This window comes from Paraburkholderia sp. A1RI_3L (genome assembly GCF_048957895.1).
Lineage (GTDB): Bacteria > Pseudomonadota > Gammaproteobacteria > Burkholderiales > Burkholderiaceae > Paraburkholderia > Paraburkholderia kururiensis.
In genome coordinates this window covers 621435-646934 of the sequence record NZ_JARCHA010000003.1, presented here as the reverse complement: position 1 = coordinate 646934, position 25500 = coordinate 621435, and the positions used below count along the sequence as shown (strand labels likewise).

Sequence of the window (25500 nt, the reverse complement as noted above, 5' to 3'; positions counted from 1 at the left end):
AGAATCAGTAGCCCATCCGCTTGAGGTCTTCCGTCAGAAAGTTCTGACCGCTGCGGTTCTTCACGGCAGGCAACGCCGCCACACGTTCCTGCCATTGCTTGAGCGCCGTCAGATCGTCGGAGAGCAAGCCAAGCGCCCCGGCAAACAACAAACCGCTGAAGAGCGTGATGTCCGCCATCGAAAAGCTGTCCCCGACCAGATACGGCTGGTTGCTCAGCACACCATTGAAGTAGACGAGCCCCTCTTTGGCCTTGGCCGCTTCGCGCTGCCCCATCTCCGTGCGTCCCTGCCATTCCGGGCTCTTGAACGCTTGAAGCGTGGCGCCCAAGCCCGGCGTCGCGTGATGGAAAAACACACCCAGCGGATCAAGCACGTAAGCCTCGGCACGGCGCTGCATCATGTGGATAAGCGCCTTCTCGCGTGGCGTGCGACCCGTCAAGGACGGTTTGCCATCGAGGTTATCGAGGTACTCGGTAATAGCCGTGCATTCGGCGATGAAAGTGCCATCGTCAAGTTCGAGCACTGGCAGGACGCCAGACGGATTCTTGGCGAGAAAGGCCGGCTGCTTGTGCTCGGCAGCCATCAGATCGACGGAAACGAATTCGACGTTGTCGTCGAGCCCTTTCTCGGCAAGAACGATACGAATACGGGTGGGATTGGGGAAACCGGCACGATCATGGATTTTCACTTCAACTCCTTTGCTCAACGAGCATCTATGGATAGGTAGTGACGCGCGCAGTCATGCGCAGCGTCGTGCATCTAGAGAAATGGGCGCTGATCCCAAACGGTGCTTGCGCTTTCGATCGCGGCTCCGATATTCAGAATCGTTTCTTCGTCCAACCAGCGCGCCACCAGTTGAACGTTGATGGGCAAGTTTTCGGAACTCATCCGAAACGGCACGGATAGCGCGGGAAGGCCGGTCAGGTTGAACGGCACTGTGGCACGCTTGATCTGCGTTGCCGCGATCGTCTTGCCATCCACGATGTACTCACGCTGCTGATGAGGCGGCGCCGTGAATGGGATGACGGGGCACAAGAGCATGTCGTACTGCTCGAAGTACCGGGCGAATGCGGATTTAAGGTCTTGAACCAATTCTTGCGCCGCGATGTAATCCTTCAGAGACGGATCGAACATGCTGGCAATTCTCGCGCCGACAAAGAACAGGTCGGCCTCTCTGCCGGCGACCATCCTGCGAAAATCAGGCAGCATTTCGGCCGAAGTCAGCGTCGTGCCCACGCTGACAAAATCGTTCTGCTCCAACAGTGGGATACTTGCCTGCTCTACATGATGTCCATGCTGTTCAAGCAATTTGCCAACGGCCTCAACAGTGGCGGCAACTTCCGGATCAATCGGGCCGAAACCCGTTTTGGACAGGTAGCCGATCCGCACAGGAGCACCGGAACGAGGTATCTTCACGGGTCGTGCATCATGCGCGTGGATAGCGTAGGGATCGGTGCCATCGCCCCCCTTGATGACATCGAACATTGCTGCCACATCTCGAACGCTGCGCGCCATCGGTCCGATATGCCAATAGCGACTCAAGAATCGCGGCATATGGCCGGTGTACGGAACACGGCCATGCGTCGCCTTGAGCCCGACAATTCCCGTAAGCGCAGCAGGCCCTCGCACCGAAATAGCGACATCGGAGCCAAGTCCCATCGGTGACATTCCCGCCGCGATAGCGGCCGATTCGCCACCGCTCGATCCTCCCGGCGTGCGATCGAGATTCCACGGATTGTTGGTTCGCCCCGTGACTCGATTGTCGGTTTCAGTCCAGTAGGAGAACTCGGGCACGTTGGTTTTAGCGAGGGGAATGGCACCCGCCCTTTTCATTCTTGCAACGGCAGTGGCATCACTATGCGCGACGTTGCGCGATAGCAGCCGCGATCCTGCTTGCGTCACCACGTTCGCCAAGTCGATGGAGTCCTTGATGGTGAACGGCACGCCGTGGAATGCGCCCAATTCCGAACCGTTTTCGACCGCCCGTTCAGCGGCCTTCGCCGATTGCATAGCTTGATCTGCCAACAGCGTCGTAATTGCGTTGACCTTCGGATTCACGGCTTCGACCCGGTCAAGATGCGCCTGCATGATCTCGACCGGCGATACTTGCTTCGTTCGGATCAATGAGGCCAGCGTCACGGCGTCTTGGTAAAGGAGACCACTGCTACTTGCTCCGTTTCCTTTATGCATGAGCGACCACCACTTTCCCAAGTACGTCGCGTCCGGCGAGCCGTGCCAGTGCCTTGTCGAAATCATCGAACGAAAAAACAGAGTCGATCACCGGCCGCAATTGATGATTGGCGACGGTACGAATCAGGTCTTCAAGGTCGGCGCGGCTACCGACACCAATGCACTCGTACCGGGCCTGGCTTACGAACAATTGCTTGAAGTCGATTGAGGACTGATCCGGGCCAGCACTCAGTGCCCCGATGATCGAAACCTGTCCGTGGTACGCCACTGCGCGGATAGATTGCTCAAGCGTTCCTGGGCCGCCCACCTCCACGATCCGATCAGCACCGATGCCCTGCGTGAGCTTTTTCACCTCTGCCGCCCACTCGGGGATTGAGCGAACATCAATGACTTCATCAGCTCCCAACGCCTTGAGTTGGTCGGCCTTGTGCACACTTGTCGTCGTCGCCAAAACACGAGCGCCACTTTGTTTTGCAAGCTGGATGGCATACAGAGAAACGCCACCCGATCCCTGCGTGAGTACCGTGTCACCGGAGCTAATCCCCTGCAACGCCGACCATGCGGTAACACCCGAACACGGAAGCGTTGCTGCCTCCTCAAAGCTGAGATGGACGGGCATCCGTGACAACGCCTCGGCAGACACCACGCGATGCGTGGTGAGCCAACCGTCCATCGACGTTGCGTATTGAGTCGGGCGTACCCTGAGCGGACCGCCGAACCACTGCGGGTAGAAGGAATTGACGACTCGGTCGCCGATCGAAAACCGCGTAACACCCGCACCAATGGCCAAAATCTCGCCTGCGGCATCCGACAGCGGGATGACTCCAGGCTTCGCTGGAAACGGGTATCGTCCCGAAAGGACGGCCAGATCCCGCGCATTCAGTGAAGTCGCGCGTATCCGGACCAGGACTTCACCTGCTCCCGGCTCGGGAATCTCTTCCGTGACACGGGCAAGGCTGGCCGGATTTCCCGGTGTCATTTGCCGATATGCAATAAGTTCCAAGGTGGCTCTCCACGCGATCTTTCATCGTGGTTGGAACTATCTCCCTACATCGACTGTTTGATAAGATAGCACTATCCGATCACGCTGTTAAGCTGTGGTGCACAATGAGCCAAGTTGATGAACTAGACGGCCTTGCCGTATTTCTTGAGGTCGCGGAACAGAAGGGGTTCCGCGCAGCGGCCCGCAACCTGGGCATCACGCCCTCTGCGGTGAGTCAAAGCATTCGGATGCTTGAGCTACGTGTCGGTGCGCCGCTTTTTTCAAGGACGACCCGTAGCGTTGCGCTCACCGAAGCGGGACAGCAGCTTTTGCTTCATGCGAAGCCAGCGGCTGATCTGTTCCAGGCCGGATTGACCGCCGCACGGGATTTGGGCGAACAGCCCAGTGGTCACCTTCGCATAAACGCGCCTCGACCGAGTATCTCTCTGCTGGTAAATCGTCTTTTGCCCGATTTCCATGAAACCTATCCAAAAATCAGTCTTGAGCTTTTCGGAGAAGACGAGTTAATCAATATCGTCGACCAGGGTTTTGACGCGGGCATTCGCCTGGGACACACCGTAGAACTGGATATGGTGTCGGCCTGGCTCACTCCTTCCGAGAAATATGTCGTCGTGGGCTCCCCCGCATTTTTTGAGAAGCATGCCGCACCTACTTCACCAGAAGACTTGCACGGTCTTCCCGCCGTGCTTCTGCGTAGAAACGGGAGGATCAACAAAACCTGGGAATTTGTCCGAGATGGGCAAAGCCTGCGGGTCGGTGTTGATGGTCCACTTGTGTTGAACGACTACCAAGCGTCTATCCAAGCGGCGCTACGAGGCGTTGGGCTGCTCTACACCGTTCGTTCGGTGCTCTTAAGCTATATCGAACAAGGTCGCCTCGTGTCGGTTTTGGATAGCTACGCAAGAGAGGTGCCGGGAATAAGCCTCTATTACCCGAGCCGAAACCAGTCTCTACCCAAACTTCGCGCGTTTGTGGAATTTGCCACGAAGCGAATGCGTCAAGAGATTTCGTCTACAGATCTCTCAGCTTAGCGGTGGAAAGTACCCGGGACATTAGGGTGTATTTCAAGATGGACTGCGTCGGCACGCGCACAGCATCATGGCTGCGTCTTCCGCTCTTGGGGCAGATGTTGCTGCAGGAACCCCACCGTACACAGACTGCCTGAAACGCTCTCTCAGGAGCGCGCCAGCGCAATGTAGAAGATCCCGTCGGGTTGCTGCACCATGGGGTATCCAAAATACTTCCCCCCATAACGAACGTATAGAGATTTCAGGATATCCCCTGATGACGGCCCATATGCCAAGAAACCCAACCTCCCTGCACGGTGGCAGTAAGGCTTTGCCCGAGCCTTGACTCAATTACTGGCTTCCACGGCACCAGTGAAAAACCCATACCGTCATCGAGCATCGCGTAACGCCCGCTCGCAAGCATGACGGAACGCCGATAGATACCGGCCACGCGCCGCCCGTCGGCCACCGGCCGATGCTCCAGCCCGGTTTCGGCGGCAATATCCTTTGAGACCTGCGCCAGTTCGCGCCCGCGTAGCGTCGCCAGCAGGTTGCGGGCAAGGACGACGCGCTGCCCGCGACGCTCGGCCAAGCCCTGCTCGGCCAGGAAACCGGTACGCTGGCGTAGCGCGTCTTTAACCTCGGCCCCAAAGCCCATGTCGCCTAACCCCTTGCCGCCACCGACCAATTGCTGGTCGAGCCAGGTGGCACCGATCACGCGCGCCTGTCGCTCGATGGGAAGATGCGATTTGAGATCCACCGCCACGCCGCTTCCAAGGCGCTGCGCGTCGTACTGGCGGCCTCGCTCGGCCAGGTCGTCGGGGACGCGCCAGACGCCTTCGGCCTCACGGTCCACTATGCCGGCACGGCGCAGAGCTTCAAGTCGGCGCACATGCGCAGCCACCACCTCGTGCGGATCGCGGTCGGGCGTGGCCTGTCCTTGAGCGACGGCCAAGTGATGATCGGTGCGGTACACGCCATCGACGGCCAGCGCGGCGATGTTAAGGTCGGCGGCACGCACGTCGGCGGCACCTTTCACCTCCACCACAGCGCCGGTCGGGTACTGCTCTAACTCTGAGCGCGGCGGCAACGCGACGTAGTGCGCTTTGCCGTCCGTACCATCGACGATCAGGTAGCCCTTGTCGTACAGCTCGTCGGCCAGCCCCTTGCCGACGACGCGACCGACGACGGAGTGGCCATCCGCGCTGGGCTGAAATACGGCCAGTTCGCGTTGACGGCCGCTCATGGCGCGTTGCATGGCGCGGATGATGTCGCCGCGCTCGCCCATTGTCCGCAGGGTCGGCTCGGCGTCGGCATGGATGGCCCACGAGCCGGGCTGTCGTTCAGTCGCCAACCCCATGCGTTGCAGGTGTTACAGGCGTCCGATCAATACTTGCCGCTGGCGTTGCAGCCGGGGTTGGGCGAAGCATTCGATCCGAATCAGGCCGTCGTCGCCAGCCTCGCGCTGCAAGGTACGATCCAGACCCGTCCACCGCTCCTGATCGACTTCGCGCTGCATGGCGCGCTGCATCTCTAGCTCGGTGCGCGGCCCCAGCCATTCGGTCGCCAACTCAGATGCCCGGCGGCGCATCCCTTCGGCGATGTAGTCGCGTGAAATGATGAGGTCTTTGCCGGTGTCGTCCTTGCCGCGCAGGACAACATGCGTGTGCGGGTTGTCAGTGTTCCAGTGATTGACGGCGACCCACTCCAGCCGCGTCCCCAAGTCGGCCTCCATGCGCGCCATCAGGTGCCTCGTGTAGGTGCGCAGGTCATCGAGCTGTTCGGCGTCTTCCGGCGAGACAATGAACCGGAACTGGTGCCGATCCTCACGCCCGCCCTCCTCAAACGCCTTGGTATCCGCCTCGTCGGCCGTCGGCCCGTAGGCGTGGCCCGGCCCGCCCTGGCGATCGACGCCTTCGCGCTCAATGTAGCGCAGGTGCGCGGCAGTCGAGCGCTGCCCGGCCTTCGCCAGATTCACCAGCCGAGCCTTGATCGTCACGCGCCGGGCGTTGGCCCCAAGTCCTCGACCGGCGAAGCGTGCCGCTACGTGGCCGCGGCCGAGCCTGGAACCGGGGCGCTGCCCCACCTTGCCGGCCGCCTTGCCGAGCTTCGCGCCAGCCTTGTTGGCCTGCCGCAGCACCTTGTTGATGTAGGCATCGCCACGCTGTTTCGGAGCACCAGGACGGACGCGGAAGCAGTCATCGTCGCGCTGGCTCATGGTGTGGCTTCATCCGAGACCGTCGCAGTCCAGCGGACGAAGCACGCGGCTCCGCCAATGCCGATGCGGCATTGCGCAGCTTCGCGGCACACTGCCGCCCCTGAGCGCGTGCCGCGCTCCTCCCAAGTGCAGACAAGGTTTTCAAGCGGCGATGTGCCGCGACCTTTTATCTTGCCTTCCGCCTTTGCCCCTCGCTGTCGCTCCGGGCGTCGGCGGCCCGGCGATGCTGCGCTGCTCGCAGCCAGCGCGCCGGAGAACGCGGCCACGACCATTGGCCGGGCGCGTTCAAGGCAAGATGCCTGCACGGGAGAAAGCGCCGCTGGATGTTGCGCGACGGGCGGCGCAGATGCGTTCGCACGATACGCGCGGCGACACGGCGACCGCCAGCAGGACGACACGCCGGATGGCACGATGAAGCGCAGCGAATCGGCAGCCATCATCGGCGTGTCTCCAGCCAAACCGGATGCGCAACACCGATCACGGTGGACGCAGCAACCGGGCCGAAATACCGGCTGTCGAACGACGCTGGATTGGTCACGCTTAACAGGAACAGCTCGCCCGGATCGAGGCGGCGGCATTGCGGCCACGATGACAGCGGACGGCCCATGCCGTCGGCACGCAGCACGGCGGCCGAAGGCACGCCGTCGATGCGGACGATTCCGCCGCTGATGCACACCTTCTGCGGCGGGATCGCTCCGATGCGTTTGAGCAGCGGCACGCGCGTCGGCAAGTAACCACGTTGCGCAGCGAGTGCGGCGGCTTTGGTCGGTAGCGGGACGAGCACGATGCTGTCCACGGACAACGGACGTGGCGGCGAGCCGGCCCGATGGTCGAGCGGGTCGATGCGATACCAGCCGACCGCGACGCTGTCGGACGGGTTGTAGGTCAGGCGCGGCAGCGGTGACACGAAGGACGCCCAGGCCAGCGCAGCGAAGCCGCAGACGGACAGGCCCGCCAGCACGAGCCGAGCGCGCACGCGAGGATGCGGCGCGGTACTGGATGTGGAAACAGCCGTCATGACAATGCCCTCCCGGCCAGCCAGGCGGCGTGCCGCTCGGCGGTGTACGCGGGCAACGGCAAGCGTGCAGCGAGACGGTTGCCGAACGCGCGCCAGTACGCCGGCGACACGTCGGCGGGCGCGATATCCTGCGCCTCGATGACGTCGAGCTGCGCCAGCACAGCGCGCACGGCGGGTTCCCTCTCGGCGCACAGCAGCAGGCGCGCACCCGGCAGCACGCCGGGGATGCGCTGCGCCACGTCCAGTGGCGTGCAAGCCTGCATCACCATGAGCTGCCAGCGGATCGTGCCGTAATCGTTAGCGTGCCACCGGATGCGGCAGAACATCGCGCCCGGCAGGAACACCGCGACGCGCCGCCAGCGGTCGAGCCGGACGATGCGCGTCGGTTCGCCGAAGCGCAGATAGAGGTCGATACGCTGCTCAATGTAGGCGAGCGAAACGCGGGTCAACGGTGCAACACCGGCGTGGCCGGCGAGCACTGCGAGCGATGGCGGCGGCGCAGCCGTGGCCGCCAGAGCGGATGTGTTCATGGAAGGTTCTCCGGGCGTTTCTCGGGAAACTCGTGTTCCAGCAGAGCGCGCAGCAGCTCGGCGACGGTCACGCCCTGCGTGAAGGCCGACACCTTGATGCGCGCCCGCATGGCGGGCGTGATGTCGAGGGTCAGGCGCGCGGTGTAGAGGTCGCCTTTCTGGAGGCCGTCGGCGTCGCCCTGACGAACCCAGGCGTCGGCGTGCGGGTTCGCCGGCGGACGTGCGCCGATGGCGATGCGTTTGCCGTTGCGCTGGCTCATGTCGGCCACCTCAGCAGCTCGTCGGTGAGCGCCGCGATTTCGCGCGCGGCGGCGCTGTCGGGCGCCGTCTCGCGTGCGAGCCGGCCAGCGGCCACGCTGTCGGCGAACACGATGCGCTGATGCACTTCCGAGCGCAGCGCCGGCAGCGGCTGGTCGGCGAGCGCGCTGCGCGCTTCGCGGCCGATCACGGTGGTACTGACGCGCCGATTGACGACGAAGGCCGCGCGCAGCGCGGGCCGGAAAACCTGCGCTTCACGGATCAGTGCCACCATCTCCGCCGAGGCCCACAAGTCGTAGGGGCTGGGCTGCACGGGAATCAGCACACGCTCGGCCGCCAGCAGCGCGGAGCGCGCCAAGGCGGCGATGCGCGGCGGGCCGTCGATGACGACGTGATCGGCGCGGCGGGCCAACTCCGGCGCTTCCTGGTGCAGCGTCTCGCGGGCGAGGCCCACGGCGCTGAACAAGCGCGGCAAGCCCTGCTGAGCGCGTCGCTGCGTCCAGTCCAGCGCCGAGCCTTGTGGGTCGGCATCGAGCAGGATGACGTGCGAGCCGCGCATCGCCAGCTCGCCGGCGATGTGGGTAGCGAGCGTGGTCTTGCCGACACCGCCTTTCTGGTTGAGCAGCGCAACGATCATGGCGCGGCCCTCCGTGTTGGAAAGTCGGGCTTTCGCGGTTGCGTGTGGTGCCGTTTGGCGGTTGTCCACCGGAACGGCGTGCTCTTACTACTAGTTAGAGCTTTTAAGTTAGAGAAGTTAGAGGGAACGCAAACCCTCACCGTTATTGGCCTTACGAGGATTTCGCACGCCTGATAGCACGATAGGGACACGCCTGATAGCACGATACCCGGCACGCCTGATAGCACGAGGCCATCCACACGATGTCCCCGAGTTATCCCCGTGCCGTGAACGGCACGGGCCGGAAGGTCAGCAGTTCCGCGCCAGTACCCGGCATCCGCTCGATGCCGAGCACGTAGCCGGGCAGTGACTGCCGCGCGACCAACGCGCGCAGGTCGCAGGCGAAGTCGTAGGGTTTCGCCGTGCTGCCCGATTTCTTGTGCAGGTGCCGGAAGTCGAATTGCCAGCCGCCGGGCTGCTTGCCGCCATGCTTTCGCACGAGCCGGTACAGCCACCGCTCGATGCCGCCGGTCAGCCGGAAATACGCCGGGTCGATGGTCAGCACCAGGGCGGCGTCGAGCACGCCGGCATAGAACCAGTCCGGCAGGATCAGCTCGATGCCCAGCGGCGTGCCGCGGGCATCGGCCAGCTCCTTCCATTCGTTGATCCAAGAGAAGCGATGCAGCCGCCGCTTGGTCGTCTCGCGGATGGAAGTCGCCACCGTGGTCGATTGCAGCCGGTCGAGCGCGGCCTTGAGGCGCTGGTAGTCGCGCAGCGACACACCGCGCCCGATGAAGCGCAGGATCTCGTAGGGCGTGGCCTGCATCAGCCGCGACGGGCGCAAGCCCGCGTCGCGCGCTTCCACGATCTGCGAAGCAGCCCAAATCAGCACGTCCGCGTCCCATATAGTCGCTATGCCGTGCTCCTGCGTACCTTCCACGCGGATCGTGACGTCGCCGCTGCGAAAGTCGATCGGCGCCGTGCGTCGTGACTTCGCCAGCGAGAAGAACGGAAAGGCCATCAAGTCCTGGGCGTCGCGCGGCGCCATGTCGCCCGGCAAGGCGCGGAACAGGTCGAGCTGTTCCCGCTCCCGCGACAGGCTGGACAAAGCGATGGCCACGTGCGCGCCTTCGTTCAGCGCGCACGGCTGTCGGCCGAATGGTGTTCGGCGTATTCGGGATCGGAGGTGGTTTCGTAGCTGCGCTGATCGGCCCAGGCATCGAGGTCGGCCACCGCGTACATGACGCGGCGGCCGAACTTGCGGAACTTCGGCCCGTTGCCGATCACGCGCTGCTTTTCGAGCGTGCGCGGCGACAGCCGCAGGTACTCGGCGGCTTCGTCGTTGGTAAGGTAGCGCTGGGGTTGCGGTGTCGTGCCGACGGGCGCGGCAGCAGGTCGCAAGGGAGCGGGACGCATCATATGAACCTCCATCGGTCAGGAACGCCCGGCCACACAGCGCGACCGGATGGAAGCAGTCTTGGGAAAGCGATGCGTTGCGCAGAGGGTCGTTTTGCAGCGCAGGCAAAACGGCCCTGCGCAGGTCAATCGAGTTGTGCAAGGCGGCGGTAGCCGCCGCGCATCAGCGATTGGCCGCGCCGCACCAGGCGGCGCACGCGCGAGCGCAGGCCCCCATCGGCGTACCAGCCGGCGGCCACGGCATCCGCACCAAACAGTCCGATGGCGGTTTCGCGCAAGGATGCGCCCGCGAGAGCAGCATCGAGCGCCTGCAAGGTATGCAGCTCCAGCAGCGCGGCAGGCGTGGGCCGCGAGCGGGCCGCTGCCGCAGGCACGGCCGCGTCTGCCGTCGCCAGCATGTCCAGTTCGGCCGTGATCGTGCGGTAGCTCGCGCAGGCTGTGGCGCACGCGCGGACTGCATAGAGATAGGCCATGCCATCGGCCAAGCCCGGCGCGAGTGCGAGCCGCACGCAGTAGCCGGGCCAGTCCACCGTCAGCACAAGGCGCTTGCCATCGTGGATCAGGTACTTGTGGCCGGGAATGCGCCAGAACGCGAAGGCGTCCGCCTCCGGTGGCGGGTCAGCATCCGGGTAGAGCTGGATCACGCCAGCCGGATCGGGAAACCAGTCTGGATGCGCGTCGCGTGCATCCAGTGTCGGGTCTTCCAGCAAGCGCAAGCCCCAGGCGTGCGCCGCATCCGGGCGGAAGCGACGGCGCAGCCAGTCGCGCCGGTAGTCGGAATGGCGACGCAGGTATTCCCACGCCAGCGCGGGGCCATCCAGATGCAGGACGTACAGGTACGCGGCGGTGGGATACCAGGCATCGCCGCTTCGATCAGCCATGACGCGACCTCCCGTTCAACAGGAACGTCGCTACGGGCGTCGAGCACAGGAGCTACAACATCAAAGCGCCATCCAATCGGCGAAAACTCAAGCTGTAACGAGGGGTGTCAAGACCGATTAGCTCCGGTGCCTTACAAAGGTCGTCCGAATGCGACGACTGCGCCGCACGGAAATGGCGCGCAGCACCGGACACCCTGCCGTAAGCCGCGCCGCGCATCCTGTCTCTTTCGGTCAGAGCCGCACCGGCTTGGTGCCAGAGTGCCGATCCAGACCGCAACTGTCTTGACCTAGACCGAGAAAGACACAATACGCCCCGCTTAGTCAGGAATGGAGCCGTCGCGCTGCGCCAGCCTGACGTACTCCGATAGTGGCCGTGCGGCGTGGAAATAGAGATCGCGCAAGACAGGCCGTTGCTGCGGCCCGACGATGCTGGCTAGGTCGGACAGCTTGGCCGTCCCGAGCGCCGGCATCCCGATACCAAGGTCGATCAGTCCCCAGGCGGTATCGCCATCGGCGGGATCGAGCGAAGCCAACAACCAGATCGCGTGCGCGTCCGGCGTGAATAGCCGCACCACCGGCTGCGGGTCAATGTCCTGCCCCGCAGCACGCGCCGCACCTGCAGCGAGTAGCTGCGCGCGCTGTTCTGCGGTGACGAGTGGCTGGGTCATGGGCGGGTATCCCACAAATCCGACAATGCAGGGATGCGCTTTTCTTGCGAAGCATGGAACTGACGAAGCGGATGCGTGCTTTCGTGCGGAAACACGAAGGCGCAAGCCATCGAATCCGTACATGCGCAGAAGTGCGAAAGCGGAATTGTGCAGGCCAGGAAAGGCACGGAAACGGCTCCCCAATTCTGTCGGAATCCGCCGATGCGGATTTCAGTAAAAGCACGGAAACGGACTAAATTGCCGCCGATGAGTTAAAGATAACGTGGTTTTAATTGTCCCGCGACCGGACGCTTCTGTCCATGCAGAAGCGATCCGTCCAACCCGGCCGTCCGGCCGGTGCTACCACCTTCGATGCCGAACTGGCGCAAGCCTTCGGTGCCGCAGTGCGCGCACTGCGAACGGAACGCGGGATTGCGCAGGAATCGCTGGCCAACCTGGCCGGCATCGAGCGTTCCCATATGGGGAAGGTCGAGCGCGGCGAGCACATGCCCACGCTGGCGATCATCTTCAAGATCGCCAGCGCGCTTAAATGCAGTACAGCCGTGGTGATGACCGAAACGGAACGCCAGCTCGCGGCGTCCGAAGCGTAGGCGTCACACGGAAAGCGCCCCGCCGCAAGGGACGGGGCGCGGTGAGCGGCGTCAGTCCGCCTGCTGTGGCTTGCTGCGCGACCAGATCAGGTCGTGCGTGCCGTCCTCGCCTTCGATCAGGCGGGCATAGACCGTTGCCGGGAACGAAGGGTCGTCGAGGGTCACGGACAGGTACTCCCGCCCAGCCTCGCTGGTCTTCTTCCACGCAGCGCCGATGTCGTGGCTGGCAGCCTGCAGGCGGAAGTCCGGGGCTTTCTCGTTGTCGCCCTTGTCGTTGGGAACCAGCTTGACCTTGACGTTGAGCGTCAGGGTGCGAAGCGTGCCGGTGAAGCCGTCTTTCTCTGCGGTGAAGGTGCCGATGTTAGCCATGATATTTCTCCTTTCGGTGAACCAAGGTCGCGCCAGTGCGTCCTTGTTGTGAACCGGCCGGCGGGGGATGGGCGGGTTGCACCGCGTAGCGGTCGCAACAACGTGGAGAACCTGAAAGCGAAAAGAATTTGTCCCGCGAGGAATGCGCGCAGCGCAGGGGAAATTGTTTTCGCTGGAAGGTTGCGACCATGAAGCCCAAGGCGCAGCCGTGCCCTCGCCAGGATTCACGACAAGCCAAGGACGCACAGGCCGCCTGCTTCCGAAAGAAGACATGGCCGACCTCGTCATTTCCGCGTGACGGCTTTACCGGCTTGCGCCCTGACGCGGGCAAGGACAATCGCCAGCGACAAGGCAAGAACGCCCTTGCCGCCAGCAGGCGGCCATCGTGGTTGAAGCGTGGCGTGGAAGCTCCATCGCAAGGGCGGCGGCGTGTCGGTGAACCGTCCTTCGTGACGTACAGGCGGCGAACCGTCAGCGTCGAGGACGGCACGCTTTGGCACAACCTGCCGCAGCAAGCCGGGGCGTAGCCCCGTCCCTTGCGGCGAGGCGCTATCAGAACCTTGCCCGCGTCAGCGGGCACCGATTCGCTGTGCTGCGCGCAAAGTCGTTGCGCGCCCGCCCCGGCGCCGCCTGGTCAAAGGCGGCGACGGGGCGATTTTGGTTTTGCGGTGGATAGTGAAACCGGGCACGGCAGACCTACCGCGCCCGGTTCGGGTGAAAACCCCGGCGCGATGCGCCGGGGCTATGCCGCGACTTCACGCGGCCAAGGCGTGCGCTTCCTCCACCTAGGCGGCATCGTCTGGCGCATCCGCCCCGTCCTTCGCCTCGGGTGCACCTTCGGGCTCGGTGTGGTGGTCGATCTGGAACACGGCGGGCATCCAGCCGGTGCCGTCCGCCAGCCGTTCGGCTTCGCTGGCAATGTCGCCTTTCTTCAACTTCGACAGGCGGGTGACGTGCGCCGGAGCGTACTGATTCACGGCATCCAGAATCGCGGGCTTGGCGATGTGGCGGAAATAGCCCTCGGCGGTCGGCTTCCACCATGTGGCCATGTCCAGCCCCACGGCCTGCGCCAGTTCCGCGCCGGGCTGTTGCTGCGTGGCGCGAGGCGTCACCACGTCCACGGTGGACGCGATGCACACGGCCAGCAGACGCACCAGCTCGTCTTGCGACTTCGCCTGCAACGCAGCGAACAGTTCGGCGCTGTCTTGCGGCAAGGCTTCGCCCGCGACTTCCTGCAAGGTGTGGAGCGCCACGGCGGCGGGCGATTCCGGCATGTCCGGGGCGATGCCTTCCAGCCGGTCTTGCACTTTCAGGCTCACACCGAGCGGCAAGCCGTCGCGGTGGTATCCGTCCTGCAAGACAGTCCGCACCATGCCATGCACCAGTGCGGCCAGCGCGACGTGCGGATGCCTAGCCACTTCGATTTGCAGCGCCGCCGTGCGATGGGCGCTCAACCGCTGCGCCAGCCGGTCGGAGACATTCGCGGTCTTGGGTGCTTCGTCAGCGGCGCCGCCTTCGTCCTCGTCCGGGCTTCCGCCCTCCGCGAAACCCTGCCGCAGCCGGTGCAACGTGCGCAGCGCCTTGGCCTCGGCCTCGCGCAACAGGCCGCGATGAATAATGACCTCGCCTTCGCGGTCGAGCGTGACGATGGCACCGGCCACGGCGCGCACGTCCGGGGCGTAGTCCTGCAAGGCGTCCTCGATGGCTTGCAGTTCCCCAGTCACCTGCTCGCGCCGTTCTTCCAGCGTGGTTACCTTGTCCTCGTTCTCGGCGTCGTAGGCTTCTTCCAGCGTCGTGTCGATCTTGTCGAGACGGCCTTGCAGCGAAGCGATGCGGCGGGCTTCGCGAGCGGTCGGCTCGCGGCGCTGACGCGGTGCATTCTGAAACGTCTGCCGGTCGGCATGGCTCATGTGCGATACGGCTTCCACCCACGCCCAACCTTCTCCGCGCACGTCCTCGGCCAGCGCGTCCAGCTTGTCGCGCACCAGCGTTTCCAGCAGCGCCGCATCGGTCAGATAGGTGCCGCTGTCGTCGTCCGCGAACAGGTCGCGGCGAAGGCCCCCGCCTGCCTTCGTGTAGGCATCCAATCCGACGAAACGCACCAGCGGATGCGTCGCGTCAATTTCGCGCTCGGTCAAGCGCTCGCGCAGTGCCGATGCACCGCGCTGCCATTCCGGCGCGCTGTAGTACGCGGCTTCCTGCGCGGCGTGATCGTCGGTGATGGTGAGGGCCATCAACTGTTCCAACGTCACGGTCCCGGCGCGATAGTCGGTCATCAGGCGCGGCGACACGTTGGCCAGTTTCAGGCGGCGTTGCACCGTCAATGGGGACACGCCGAAGTCGGCGGCAATGTCCTCGATGGGTCGACCTTCCTTGACCAGCGCGGCGAATGCCTCGAACTGGTCGGCAGGGTGCATCTGCTCGCGCAGCAGGTTTTCGGCGAGGCTCACGGTACGTGCCGACGCATCTGGCACCAGCAGGCATGGCACGTCATGGTCGGCGGCGATGCGTTTTTTCTTCACCAGCAGCTTCAAGGCGGTCAGGCGACGGTCGCCCGCCACCACTTCGTATTGCTCATCATCGGCGGCAAGAATGACGATCAGGTTTTGCAGCAGGCCGACGCGGGAAATGCTCGCGGCTAGTTCGGGGATGGACAGGCGCGGGGTCGTGCGTGCGTTGCGCTTGGAGCGGCGCGGCAACAATTGCGAGAGCGGAACCAAAATGAGGTTCTTGGTCGGGTCGGCCACTTCCAGCGCGGCGGCGGATTCGAGGGCGATGGCTTCGGCTTGGGTAACGGCATTCATGGTGATAACTCCTGACAGTTGGGATGCAGCAGCAAGAGAAGCGGCAAGGGCTGCTGCCTGCCCCTGCCGCACGGGGATTCAGGCTTTCAACTGGCGCAGGCCATCGGCCAGCAGCCACAAGGCGCGATTGAGGCGGATGCCGTTGTCGATGCCTTGCACAGGGCGCGTGGTCTGACGGCGACCGTTCGCGGCGCGTGATGACAGGCCGCCTTTGACGAGGTTTTCCTGCGTGCGGTTAAACACGCTCCACAAATCGCGGCGGCTATCGTCGTGACGGCGCGGCATCAAGATTTGCGATTCCGTGATGGGCGCGGGCTTGTCCTCGTCGTACTTCAACGCGAGCGCCGCGCGGGCGAACACTTCCGATTCCCCGGCGTCCAACGTGATCGCCTGCATCGCATCGCGGGATTCCTGTGCCCGGTCAAAGCCGTGCAAGACTTCGTAAGCGCCTTCGATGACCTGCGCAGCCACGTCGCCCTTGTGGGGCACGCGCACGTCCGCCACTGTGTCCCCGCAAACGAGGCCGTTCTGGCACACGAAGCGGAACATGCCGGCGAGCATCTGATAGCTGCTCGTGCCGTCGTGCGAATTCAGCAGGATGATTTCGTTGGCCTCGCGGCCGTTGATCTGGCTGGCATGGCGTAGCCGGATCATGTGCTTGGTGTAGTCGCGGCGGTCGTCGGCCCGCACGCGGGTCTGGCACACCATGAAAGGCTCGAAGCCTTCGCCGCGCAGTTCCTGCAGCACGGTTGCCGTCGGGATGTAGCTGTACCGTTGCGAGCGACTTGCGTGCGGGGCGTCCGCGAAGATGGACGGGGCTACGGAGCGGATCTGGTCATCCGACAAGGGATGTTCGGAACGCAGCACCGGGGAGCGCGGAGCGAAACGGGAAACGAGTTGCATGGTCTTTCTCCTGACAAGGGTTGGCTGTGAAAACCCCACCGGATTCCTAGATTCGGAGCCCGCTTTGGACTTCCGGTGGGGGCGGCGCAGAGACCTGGGCCGGCCTCGTTGCCACCGTCTTTCCTGAGTTCATCGCCCGCGACGGTTAGGAGCACGCGGACGGGTGCCGTCAAGGAGGAAAGCGCCGGGTTGGTGCGGCCCGCAGGCGCAGCCGAGGACACGGCCCGGCGCGCCTTGACGGCGCATGGACGCGGGCTACGGTCGCGGACAAGGGGATGAAGTCAGGGAAGACGGCTGGACAGGCAACCGGCCGCAGTAGGCGCCGATGCCACGCAAGCGCAAGCGCGCAGGTCCGGATCAAGGAGCCGGGCCGAAGGCGTCAGCGATGGAAGCCCGGAGGGTCGAGACTGCAACGCAGGCTCGATTCACGAGAGCGCGACCGGCCATCTGGCCGGAGACGCCACCTCGGTTCAATATGCGGTAAAACGCCTAAACTCTTAGCGATCAAATAAGGCAAGGAGCCTAGCTATGTCACCAATGCCGGAAAGGTTCTACGAGCAAGCGACTTATCTGAATACCTTGTTGAATAGCGATCCCGCTGAGGCAGTGAAGCAGGCCAGGGAGATCAATCTTGATACCCCTGAACCCGAGCGCTTCAATTTTATGTGTCTGCGAGCAGGTGCCTTGGTGGATGGCGGCGTCTTGACTCAGCAGCAAGATGCGATTGAGGAAGGACTCGCGCTATATCGTGTACTGCACAGTCGATTCCCTACGGCTGATATCACCTACAACCTGGCGAATGGGTTAGTCGCTTCGACAGGCAATCCACCTCGCGGTCCGAACTGGTTGGATCATCAGGAACGCACGAGAGAGCTTCGCATCGAAGCACGGCAATGCTTCTGGAAAGTAGCGCAGGATCCGGATGCCGATTCGGCACTGAAAACTCAAGCCTGGACGAACCTCGCCAATCAGTTCAGTAACAGCTATCGACTTGGTGAAGCTCATGATGCATGGCTTGCCGCGCTAGAAATTCATCCGGAGAACGGCGTTGCGGCAAGTTCCGCAGCCCGTAATTTGCTATGGCTGTATGAGCAAGGCGGCTGTTCGGACCTTACCCGCGTCGAAGCAATCATGTTGGCCAAGATTGCACGTCGGCATCAGGATCGCGTTATCCAATACGCTGGTGCGCAGGCCGCAGAGCAGATTGCTGCATTCGCCTCTGAATTGGAAGATCCGCCACCGCGATCACCCCACACAGATCCATTCATTGAATGGATCGAACGCGAACGCTTGACGCTTGCACCAGCCATCGAACTCATCGACCCCACCCTCGATAAGCTGGACTGGCTAGTGCTCCCTGGGATTCGGGAGCGTGAATCGGGCGCTATCGGGATGCCTCCACCCGTATTCGCCATGTTCAATGTGCTGAAGAGCGATTTCATCCTCGCGCGCGATCTGGCATGGCGAGCGCTCGATGTGAACGTCTGGCCAGCGACGGGGCGATTTGGAGATACCCTTGATTACGCCACTTACGGCCCGGATGCGTCTGCGCTTATCTTGGCGCACCGTACAGCCCTCGATCTTCTCGACAAGATCGCCGTAACAGCGAACCATTATTTCGAGTTCGGGCAAACGCCAGATAAGGTCTACTTTGGCAAGCTATGGCGAGGAAATCCTGACAAGGCGACTGGAGTGCGCCCACTTGCAGAAAAGGTTGAAAGGGCGATCCGCGGGGGAGCCAGTGCACTCTATGGCCTTGTGGAGCTTGCCGAGGACTATGACAGCAGCGCGGGTATCCTGCGCTCTCAAAAGGACCTTCGCAACGCTGGCACGCACAGATTTGTGGTACTGCATGACTTTGGTGATCCAGCGCACAGCAGACAGGCACCTGAAATCGAACGTCACCGACGGGAGCAGTTTACTCAGGAGGCATTGCGCGCTTTGCGTGTTGCTAGGTCGGCCATCCAAATGCTTGCGCTTTCTATTTCGCAGCACGAACAAGGTTTGTCACAGCGGACAGCCGGTTTTGTTGGGTCACTGATCGTCCCCGATCACGACTGGATTCGTGGACGAGATGACGAAACCTAAATGCGACGATCCGGCTTAGGTTGGAGGGGGTTCAACAAGATCGCCCTCTTCCGCGCGCGGACCGGACCGGGCAAGTGGAGCGTGAAGACCCAGATCGCAGAACCGGGCCGAAGGCGCTAGGGTTCAAAGGCGGATGGCGTCGACTCAGCACGAGGCCTGCGACATAGCCGACGAGCCCGATAGCGGAACACTGGGATGCCGGACGTACGCACTCCTTACGCCAGACTTTGCTGCAGCAAGTTGTCGCGATAGCCACCGATAGCCATCATGACAACCAATGCGAACAATATCGAATCTTGCTATGGCTTCTGACGCGAATCCAATCGGGAAATCAGCACGCCCCACAACGTCCTTGCCTCTACCTGGCACGGAGCAATACGCTGAACTTTCGCAGTTTCCAACAGCACCACCACTACCCTTTCGCCGCACGATTCGCCGCCGCGAGCTGCACCAGATCGTTCCTCTCGCGGAAACCACTATCTACGAAATGGAGCAACGTGGCGAGTTTCCCCGACGCTTCCGGCTAACGCCGCGCTGCGTGGTGTGGGACCTGGAAGAAGTCGAAGCCTGGATCGAAGCCTGCAAGCGGGCGTCTCGATCGGGCCAGGCTGACAGCCCCTACGGTCCGGATGTCAGGCAACGCACGCATCGGCCCGTACTGCTTGCGCGGCACCGGTCAACCTGATGCCGCGCCTGAATGCGTCGTCGACAGTGGAGAAGAACACTGTCGCCTGATTTCGGCCAAGCCAAGGCATAGATCATTTAACGGAAAAACCGACCTTCGAGGTCGTCGCATCTATCGTCTACTGATTTACGAAAGAGAAATCCAGAAGCTCAGCGACCACCTGGACCATTGAGTAATTCTTCCAATCGGTTCGCTTCGGGAATGCCAAGGCCAACCAACTCCGCTAGGGTACTGTCCACATCCGCGCGGATTGCCGCGTCGGCGTCGATGGCCACAGGATCCAGAGCATGAATCCTTTCGACGATCTCACACCATCGCTTACCGAATCCATGATCGATCCAGAATGACCGAAAGTCGGGATACGTTCCGAGCCAGATCGTTCCTGCTTGAACGAGCAAATCGAGATGCTCTGCGCGTGGCGCAACTTCCAAAAGGTTTAGCAGGACGAGGGCGACAAAGGGCGACGGTCCGGAATGAGTGAGCTGAGCCAAAACTGTCAGAAACGGCCCGAGCCGCTCCACGCCCTTTTCAAGGAGATAACTCTTCGTCGGTGCGACAAAGTTGTAGTCGTTAAAGAATAGGGTGGCGATCGCCGGGGCGATGTGCCTCTCAATGGACGTTTCCTTGGTGCCCTTCAGACGCTTCCATCCCCAGCTTTCCATCATGCGGCCAGCGAACCCCGATCGAATGGCAACAGCAACTGAAGCGTCCACATTGCCGCCGCCGAAGTAGACCGCGTCAAAGCTCCGCAAGAAATCGGCGAGCACGTCAAAGAAGTTCTGCTCCGGTAGTGCTGAAATCGGTGTCACAAGATCTGCGACCTCAGTCGCGCTCAGACCAACTGTGCAGCGAGCAGCCAGAGCAAAGAAAACGTTGTTCCACTCCAATGGTGTGTTGTCAGCCTCCTCCCCGTCGACAAGGTCTCCACCGTTCGCTCCAATCGTCCACGGCATGTAGGCATTGGCCACATCGCGAAGCCATGGGCACTTGTCGGCATTGCCGAGTCCCTGCACCTGGCGGAGCCATAGCGCCGCAGTTTGGTGGTAGACCTCCTCTTCTGGCGGCAGCACTGCAGCTTCGGGCGGATCTTCAAACTGCATCGATGCCACAGGCAGTCGAAGGCGTCGCCTGGGACGGGTAAGCTCCTTGGGGAAAACTGGCCAACTAGGCTCCGGCGTAGCCCCTCCCAGCCAGGCCATCTCCGCATCAACGGCGGCCCCTGCAGCCTCCTTCTTCCGGTTGCCTCGTGCTGCCCTCTCCTCGTCAGAAATGTCCCACTTGCGAACAGGAACGATGCAAGCATGGAGCGCGCAGCGGAGAAGGGCTCGAAGCAGCCGTTCATCAACTCTCACCAGTGTTTCAATTGCAGCGCCAAAACCGTGAGCGGCCGCATGATGACCTTCTGCCGCTGCCGTGAGCAAGGCCCTAACATCTTCTTGAGTGTTCCTGTGCGCCAAGGCGTGAATCAGACCGGCATAGGCGATTGCGACCGGATTGAAGCGAAGTCCAGCTCGGACTTGATGCACGGGGTCGTGACCATCGGACGCGAGCGCGTCCTGCAGCTGGGTACGCGCCCAGTCGCCATACGTGTCCCGCAAGCTTTTATCGCCATCTCGCATGCTCATCATCGCAGCTGCAAGGACGGCCTCTCGTCGCATGTTTGGCGATACATCATCGCTATCGTCATCTGTCGGCGCCGTGGGTTCTGGAGCCGGACGGCTGGCCCAAGCTACTGCGGCTTGAAGTTGATCCGACGAGAAGCGGGATGGATCATCGATCCCAAGAGTGATTGAGCTCTGCATCGCGAAGTCGGACGACTTGGCTGCCGCAGCGTCCCGTAGTGCTTGAAGGTGATCATGTTCTGCGGCCGGAGATACGTAGCGGCGAGCCTTCACTATCGAACCATCCTTACGCAGCATTTCGACCTCATGCCAGTTTGCTGGCTCGGCAAGATTCAGCGCGTGCAGGACCATGAACTCCGGATTGCTGAGATTGGCTTGGGCTCCGGCTGGTCCTAGACGATCAGCCGCATCACGTAGCAGTCCCGTTAGCCTTTGCAGTTGCTCCGGTTCGTTTGACAACGCGTAGTTGCCGATTAGCCCATCTAGCGTCATCCGCCTGGACAACCGTTTGTTCAGCTCGGCGATACTCACCATACCGCGTGGTTCGGTCTGTAACGTTCCCAGTCCGAAAAAATCCGGGGTCTCAAGCTGATCATGAACCTGTCGCGTATGATCCAAGCACAGGAGTTCGGGGCATCCAAGAAACTCCACGGCTGACGTGGCCGATTTCGGCCAATGCGAGATGATCAAGTCCACCGCAACAAGGAGGTAGGCGGCGCAAGATCCTGGTGGCCCGAGTACATCTTTCAGAACGGCATCGAAGGACTCACCGGCATCGATACGTTGATGAGCCCACGCTTCCAAGGCCATAAGTGCCGACGTTATCGCGTAGTAGTTGCTGCTCCTAGACCAGAAATAGGTGCCTGTCCAAGGAAAGGCACGTGCGCCATCCGCATACGGCAGCGAGATCGCGTTATCGCCGGCATCACGGCCGCGGGTGCCGTGAGCGATGGCATGACCCACCAAGTGGTGAATCAGCGAGAGCCCGTCCACCGGCGAGTACTGCAGTAGTTCGAAGAACGGGCCTTGCGCCGGAGAAGCTGGAAGAAACTCGTGATCGACGAATGTGAAGGCATCTTCGCGCTCATCATGGAACCGTCGCTGGCGGGGGCGTGGGTTTTCGATTAGTGCCTGCTCGGTCAGCCTGGCCAGCTCAGTGGGCGCCGCTTGTGCCAAAGTCCCGCGCATCTTCAGGAGACTTCGAACCAAGTCGTCGTTATGTTCGCTTTGGACGACAGCCTGAAGATATTCGGCAGCTAGGTCTGGGGTTGCGCGAGCAAACATGATGAATCCGTTGCGCAGATCCTGGCGGACCGACTGGACTTGATCGCGTTCAAGCCCGTCCCAGAATAGAGGCCCTTCATTCAGGCCAGGGGGGCTGTTCCTTGGTTCCATCGATCTCAGCCATCGGTACAGCTGTCGCGTTGTAAGAGGCGTGATGGCCGTGAGGCCGAGAGTCCCAATGGAGAAGCCCGTATACAGGTCAATCACTTCTGGAACAGCTTCAGCGGGAACGCCATCGCCGATGCTCAGGAGCCACACAACGAGAGCGAGCCAGGCGGGTCCCTTCGGAATCGTCATGCCCGCCGGTATGAGATTGGGATCGACGCCGGCAGCAGCGAAGGCCGTCGAAGCTGGCACAACTTCGACGGCCATCACGGTGCGAAGGAGTTCACGAAGCACCAACGCCTGATTAGCAAACAAGATCGGCTGTACGCGCTGCAATACGGCCTCTGCCGCTTCAGAGCGGGCTAACGCAAGCATGGCCGCGCGTCTCCAGGACTTGTGTGCGCCGTCGCCGCTCAAGCGTTCAAGAAAGCTCTTCCAATCCGAACCATCCATTGCGCGCTCAACCATCATCCTGGCAGCCAACTCGATGCCGCGCGCATGCGTTGCGGAAGCTGGACGCTTCAGGTCAAGCCGATCGATGAGACTGACATCACCATGCAGTGCGCAGGCGATCGCCCACTCGCGCAGCACATCGTGACGGAAAGAGACGCGGTTGGGGCCCAGACTGCGCAATGTGCCACTCTGAACCAATGCGTCAATAGGCTGTGCCGGCTGAATACTGACATCAAGATCATTTGATCCCGCGAGCGTTTGCCGAGCCAAATCGCTTAACAGGCGAGCCCGATCTCTCCATCCAGTGTCGCACTCGCCATCAGCCGTGGACCACCACTGGCTGGCCATCTCAGCTTCGGTATGCGGCAATGGTTCGGCCGCTGGCTTACTCGCAACGCGAGCGAGCCGAAACAAGTTTCTCGTTACCTGTCGGGCAGGATGGTGCTCGCTAAGCAATGGGCTCAACGCTGGATCTCTGTCCGCGAGTTGTCCGATCTCCGCCTTGCTCAACGCATCGATCAACACTGGTGCCGCGCGCTTCAATCTATCTAGCGCTTCCTCTGGCAACCAACTCGGTTCCTCCACACCAAACTCAGTTCGAGCAGTGGTGAGAACCGACACACCTGCGACATCCGCAGCAGCTCGGAGCATGTCGACGACAGTGAGACGTTCCTCGGTGCTAAAAGAATCGAGATTGTCCACAAACAGGATGGCGCCTCCGTCATTGGCAAGCTCCACCAAAAGTTCATGGACCGTACCTTCAAAACCGATCTGCGCACGCATAGCTGTCCAACCGCGCGGAACGCAACGGCCAGGGCTTAGGACGAGAACGTGCCCCTCTACCCTCAAGGACTCGGCCACCTGACGCAAGACGCCAGACTTACCTACACCCGCGTCGCCGCGAAGTTCCACATAACGTCCGGCGTCGAAGGCTTCGTGCACCGCAGCCACGCGCTCATGTCGTGCAAGGACGACTTGGCCCACATAATTGTCGATGTCCGCGAGCGCCTGGCGGGCATGTTCAGCAAGCGCCGCCCGCGCACTTGAGTGCCGCCGGTCTGCGGCGAAGCGAAATCCGAGAGGACGCAGGGATTCCAGAAGCGTTTCGCGGCTTCTATCCCCTCCATTCTTGGCCACGCTAATGGCTAGCTCAACAAGATTCCCCCAAAACGCGTCGACTCGCGAAGAATCATCGGCATGCAACGCGCGGAGCGCTCGCTCCCTAGCGAGATCCTCAGAGGCTGACCCAGGTGCTGTAAAGTCGAACGTGAGAATCTGCAGCCGGCGTAGCAATTTCCAGGTCGTTTCGTCATCGTGAGGTGCTCCCTCTTCCTTAAGGTGACCTTGGAACGTTTTGACGAAAGCACGCATGTCGTCATTTGCGACACCGGGAAGCTTCAGTTGTGAGACGAATGTCTCTGCATCTCCGATTTGTCGTGCCAGTGCGAGCACGTCCTGATATGGACCATTGATCTTGCGCGACCCTCTAGCGGTGGCGATTGCCAAGCCATACTGGGTTGGCCAAAAGTCCGGGCGACGCACGGCCTCGGCAATCTGGCCGACAACCTTTCGGAACACTGGGTCCGCAGGGGTGAATGTGATCGTCCGCTTGACCTGAATTTCCAGTACCGCAGGTCTACCGGAACCGTCGACTGCGTGAACAATTACATCGTCGAGCGGTCGCCCGGTGTTCGCTTGTTGAAGAGCGATTCGATCTATCGATGTGCCAGGAAGACCACGTGGTGGTGCCCCGCAGAGCATTGCGAGGAGGTAAAACGCTGCGACCTGCCCTTCAAAGTGCGCGCCAGCAGGACCGCTGGCAGCTGTACTCGTTCCCTGTTGATCAGGAATGTCAGGGACATCGCCTTCCGGTTGGGTCTTTTCCATTGTTACCTTTCCAGGGTCGACTTAGCGCTGCTGTTTTTCTCGCTCGATGCGTTAGAGGATCCTGACGAATGGCCCTTCAACCTTCGAGCACTGGGTGAGTAGTACGCGGGACAAGGCGATGCCTTCGGTGTTCGGATATTCGCCGCTGCTCCTTCGCGATATTGACCTGCATGGCCACCTGCGCCACCTCCAGCATCGCCTGCGCGAGCGAATAACTCCCCTTAGTCTGCAACCAGGCCAACACGTCGGCCAGATGCCAGATCGACGCGCTGCCCTCATGCATCGGCGCCGGGAAGCTACTCGGATGGGCCAACATCAGCTTGCGCATGTTCTGTCGCGACACGCCCACGATCTCAGCCACGTCAGTCAGACCAACCAGATCCGGCGCCACCTCGATCAGCTTGGCCGATGGCTCGGCACGGAGCACGTCGGCCAACGCGCTGCGCACGGCGACCCCTGCGTCAACCGCTTCGCGAGTGAACTCCAACGCCAGACGCCCCGGCTGCCCAATACCGATCAGAGCGTCGTCGCAGCCGGCTTCGCCCAAACGCTCGACCAGTGCATCCAAATCTCGGTCATCGTCAGTAAGTTGGTACTTCAAAGTAAAGGTGTATTCCATCCCGCTACTCCTCGACACCGCTGTCAGCCCCGAACTGCTTGCGATGCGTAATGCAGTTATCCACGACGCGCCGCAAGGCGCGCGCGTGGTTGCCGGGGTTCTTCGGCGTGCTCCATACGCTGGTGATGCAAAACTCGCCGCAGCGGCACTCTTCATCGTTGTACGGGCAGTAAATCCGTCCCCAAGCATGGCAGCCGGCAACTTCGACGCGCCAGCCTTGCCCTTCGGCGTGCCTGAGAGCTTCCTCGACCTCTTTCTTCGGATGAGAGGGACGGGCCATCAGTAG

General features: G+C 62.0%; 22 protein-coding genes and 1 pseudogene. 5 read left to right on the top strand and 18 right to left on the bottom strand.

The annotated features are described in order from the left end of the window. Positions 1 to 4 precede the first annotated feature (4 nt). From PXJ20_RS12690 to PXJ20_RS12680, 3 genes are all read right to left on the bottom strand, one after another. Entirely contained in the window at positions 5 to 688 is a 684-nt protein-coding gene (locus tag PXJ20_RS12690; protein ID WP_421030860.1) for a glutathione S-transferase family protein, read from the bottom strand. A gap of 71 nt (positions 689 to 759) precedes the next feature. Continuing rightward, entirely contained in the window at positions 760 to 2190 is a 1431-nt protein-coding gene (locus PXJ20_RS12685) for an amidase (RefSeq protein ID WP_421030859.1), read from the bottom strand. Beyond that, positions 2183 to 3193, bottom strand: a complete 1011-nt coding sequence (locus PXJ20_RS12680; RefSeq protein ID WP_421030858.1) for a zinc-dependent alcohol dehydrogenase family protein — start codon at positions 3191 to 3193, stop codon at positions 2183 to 2185. The genes PXJ20_RS12685 and PXJ20_RS12680 overlap by 8 nt, the downstream gene beginning before the upstream one ends. Positions 3194 to 3297: 104 nt before the next feature. On the opposite strand from PXJ20_RS12680, the gene PXJ20_RS12675 reads away from it, so the two are divergent. Then, complete coding sequence (locus PXJ20_RS12675; protein ID WP_421030857.1) at positions 3298 to 4224, top strand: LysR family transcriptional regulator; 927 nt, start codon at positions 3298 to 3300, stop codon at positions 4222 to 4224. A gap of 238 nt (positions 4225 to 4462) precedes the next feature. On the opposite strand, the pseudogene PXJ20_RS12670 reads toward PXJ20_RS12675, so the two are convergent. The 9 genes and pseudogenes from PXJ20_RS12670 to PXJ20_RS12630 all read right to left on the bottom strand — a co-directional run bounded on the left by PXJ20_RS12670 (position 4463) and on the right by PXJ20_RS12630 (position 11805). After that, positions 4463 to 6418: pseudogene (locus PXJ20_RS12670) on the bottom strand (relaxase/mobilization nuclease domain-containing protein). Between the two features lie 436 nt (positions 6419 to 6854). Then, on the bottom strand, positions 6855 to 7436 hold the full coding sequence (locus tag PXJ20_RS12665; RefSeq protein WP_421030856.1) for a S26 family signal peptidase: 582 nt from the start codon (positions 7434 to 7436) through the stop codon (positions 6855 to 6857). After that, positions 7433 to 7966 carry a DUF2840 domain-containing protein gene (locus PXJ20_RS12660; RefSeq protein ID WP_421030855.1) on the bottom strand — a complete coding sequence of 178 codons (534 nt, stop codon included), beginning with the start codon at positions 7964 to 7966 and terminating at the stop codon, positions 7433 to 7435. Before PXJ20_RS12660 ends, PXJ20_RS12665 begins: the two co-directional genes overlap by 4 nt. Beyond that, positions 7963 to 8226 (bottom strand): chromosome partitioning protein ParB, encoded by a 264-nt coding sequence (locus PXJ20_RS12655; RefSeq protein WP_070106975.1) that lies wholly within the window; start codon positions 8224 to 8226, stop codon positions 7963 to 7965. The genes PXJ20_RS12660 and PXJ20_RS12655 overlap by 4 nt, the downstream gene beginning before the upstream one ends. Next, entirely contained in the window at positions 8223 to 8861 is a 639-nt protein-coding gene (gene parA / locus PXJ20_RS12650; protein WP_186139485.1) for a ParA family partition ATPase, read from the bottom strand. Before parA ends, PXJ20_RS12655 begins: the two co-directional genes overlap by 4 nt. Positions 8862 to 9114: 253 nt before the next feature. Then, on the bottom strand, positions 9115 to 9960 hold the full coding sequence (locus PXJ20_RS12645) for a replication initiator protein A (protein WP_421030854.1): 846 nt from the start codon (positions 9958 to 9960) through the stop codon (positions 9115 to 9117). A gap of 14 nt (positions 9961 to 9974) precedes the next feature. After that, positions 9975 to 10256 carry a helix-turn-helix transcriptional regulator gene (locus PXJ20_RS12640; protein ID WP_070106976.1) on the bottom strand — a complete coding sequence of 94 codons (282 nt, stop codon included), beginning with the start codon at positions 10254 to 10256 and terminating at the stop codon, positions 9975 to 9977. 125 nt (positions 10257 to 10381) lie between these two features. Continuing rightward, on the bottom strand, positions 10382 to 11137 hold the full coding sequence (locus PXJ20_RS12635) for a DUF7011 domain-containing protein (protein ID WP_421030853.1): 756 nt from the start codon (positions 11135 to 11137) through the stop codon (positions 10382 to 10384). 317 nt (positions 11138 to 11454) lie between these two features. Continuing rightward, positions 11455 to 11805, bottom strand: coding sequence for a DUF2958 domain-containing protein (locus PXJ20_RS12630; protein WP_036039744.1), 351 nt, complete (start codon positions 11803 to 11805; stop codon positions 11455 to 11457). 299 nt (positions 11806 to 12104) lie between these two features. Between PXJ20_RS12630 and PXJ20_RS12625 the strand changes: the two genes are divergently transcribed. Beyond that, a complete protein-coding gene (locus tag PXJ20_RS12625) occupies positions 12105 to 12395 on the top strand; it encodes a helix-turn-helix domain-containing protein (RefSeq protein WP_026349857.1) in 291 nt (96 codons plus the stop codon). 51 nt (positions 12396 to 12446) lie between these two features. On the opposite strand, the gene PXJ20_RS12620 is transcribed toward PXJ20_RS12625, so the two are convergent. Beyond that, on the bottom strand, positions 12447 to 12764 hold the full coding sequence (locus tag PXJ20_RS12620; RefSeq protein WP_036039748.1) for a DUF736 domain-containing protein: 318 nt from the start codon (positions 12762 to 12764) through the stop codon (positions 12447 to 12449). Positions 12765 to 12952: 188 nt separating this feature from the next. Here PXJ20_RS12620 and PXJ20_RS12615 point away from each other — a divergent pair, with 188 nt between their 5' ends. Then, positions 12953 to 13291, top strand: coding sequence for a hypothetical protein (locus PXJ20_RS12615; protein ID WP_421030852.1), 339 nt, complete (start codon positions 12953 to 12955; stop codon positions 13289 to 13291). A gap of 258 nt (positions 13292 to 13549) precedes the next feature. Here PXJ20_RS12615 and PXJ20_RS12610 read toward each other — a convergent pair whose 3' ends face one another. Then, the gene (locus PXJ20_RS12610) at positions 13550 to 15568 is read right to left on the bottom strand and encodes a ParB/RepB/Spo0J family partition protein (RefSeq protein WP_421030851.1); all 2019 of its coding nucleotides are present in this window, start codon (positions 15566 to 15568) and stop codon (positions 13550 to 13552) included. Positions 15569 to 15646: 78 nt separating this feature from the next. Next, positions 15647 to 16471: a DUF932 domain-containing protein gene (locus PXJ20_RS12605; RefSeq protein WP_421030850.1), complete on the bottom strand. Its 825-nt coding sequence runs from the start codon at positions 16469 to 16471 to the stop codon at positions 15647 to 15649. Positions 16472 to 16999: 528 nt separating this feature from the next. Here PXJ20_RS12605 and PXJ20_RS12600 point away from each other — a divergent pair. Then, positions 17000 to 18559 (top strand): LA2681 family HEPN domain-containing protein, encoded by a 1560-nt coding sequence (locus tag PXJ20_RS12600; protein WP_421030849.1) that lies wholly within the window; start codon positions 17000 to 17002, stop codon positions 18557 to 18559. A 301-nt stretch (positions 18560 to 18860) separates the two neighbouring features. Next, the gene (locus PXJ20_RS12595) at positions 18861 to 19244 is read left to right on the top strand and encodes a helix-turn-helix transcriptional regulator (protein WP_421030848.1); all 384 of its coding nucleotides are present in this window, start codon (positions 18861 to 18863) and stop codon (positions 19242 to 19244) included. Positions 19245 to 19393: 149 nt separating this feature from the next. On the opposite strand, the gene PXJ20_RS12590 is transcribed toward PXJ20_RS12595, so the two are convergent. From PXJ20_RS12590 to PXJ20_RS12580, 3 genes are all read right to left on the bottom strand, one after another. Next, the gene (locus tag PXJ20_RS12590) at positions 19394 to 24595 is read right to left on the bottom strand and encodes an ATP-binding protein (protein WP_421030847.1); all 5202 of its coding nucleotides are present in this window, start codon (positions 24593 to 24595) and stop codon (positions 19394 to 19396) included. A gap of 76 nt (positions 24596 to 24671) precedes the next feature. Then, positions 24672 to 25214 carry a helix-turn-helix transcriptional regulator gene (locus tag PXJ20_RS12585; RefSeq protein ID WP_186087570.1) on the bottom strand — a complete coding sequence of 181 codons (543 nt, stop codon included), beginning with the start codon at positions 25212 to 25214 and terminating at the stop codon, positions 24672 to 24674. 4 nt (positions 25215 to 25218) lie between these two features. Further along, entirely contained in the window at positions 25219 to 25494 is a 276-nt protein-coding gene (locus tag PXJ20_RS12580; RefSeq protein ID WP_421030846.1) for a hypothetical protein, read from the bottom strand. Positions 25495 to 25500 lie beyond the last annotated feature (6 nt).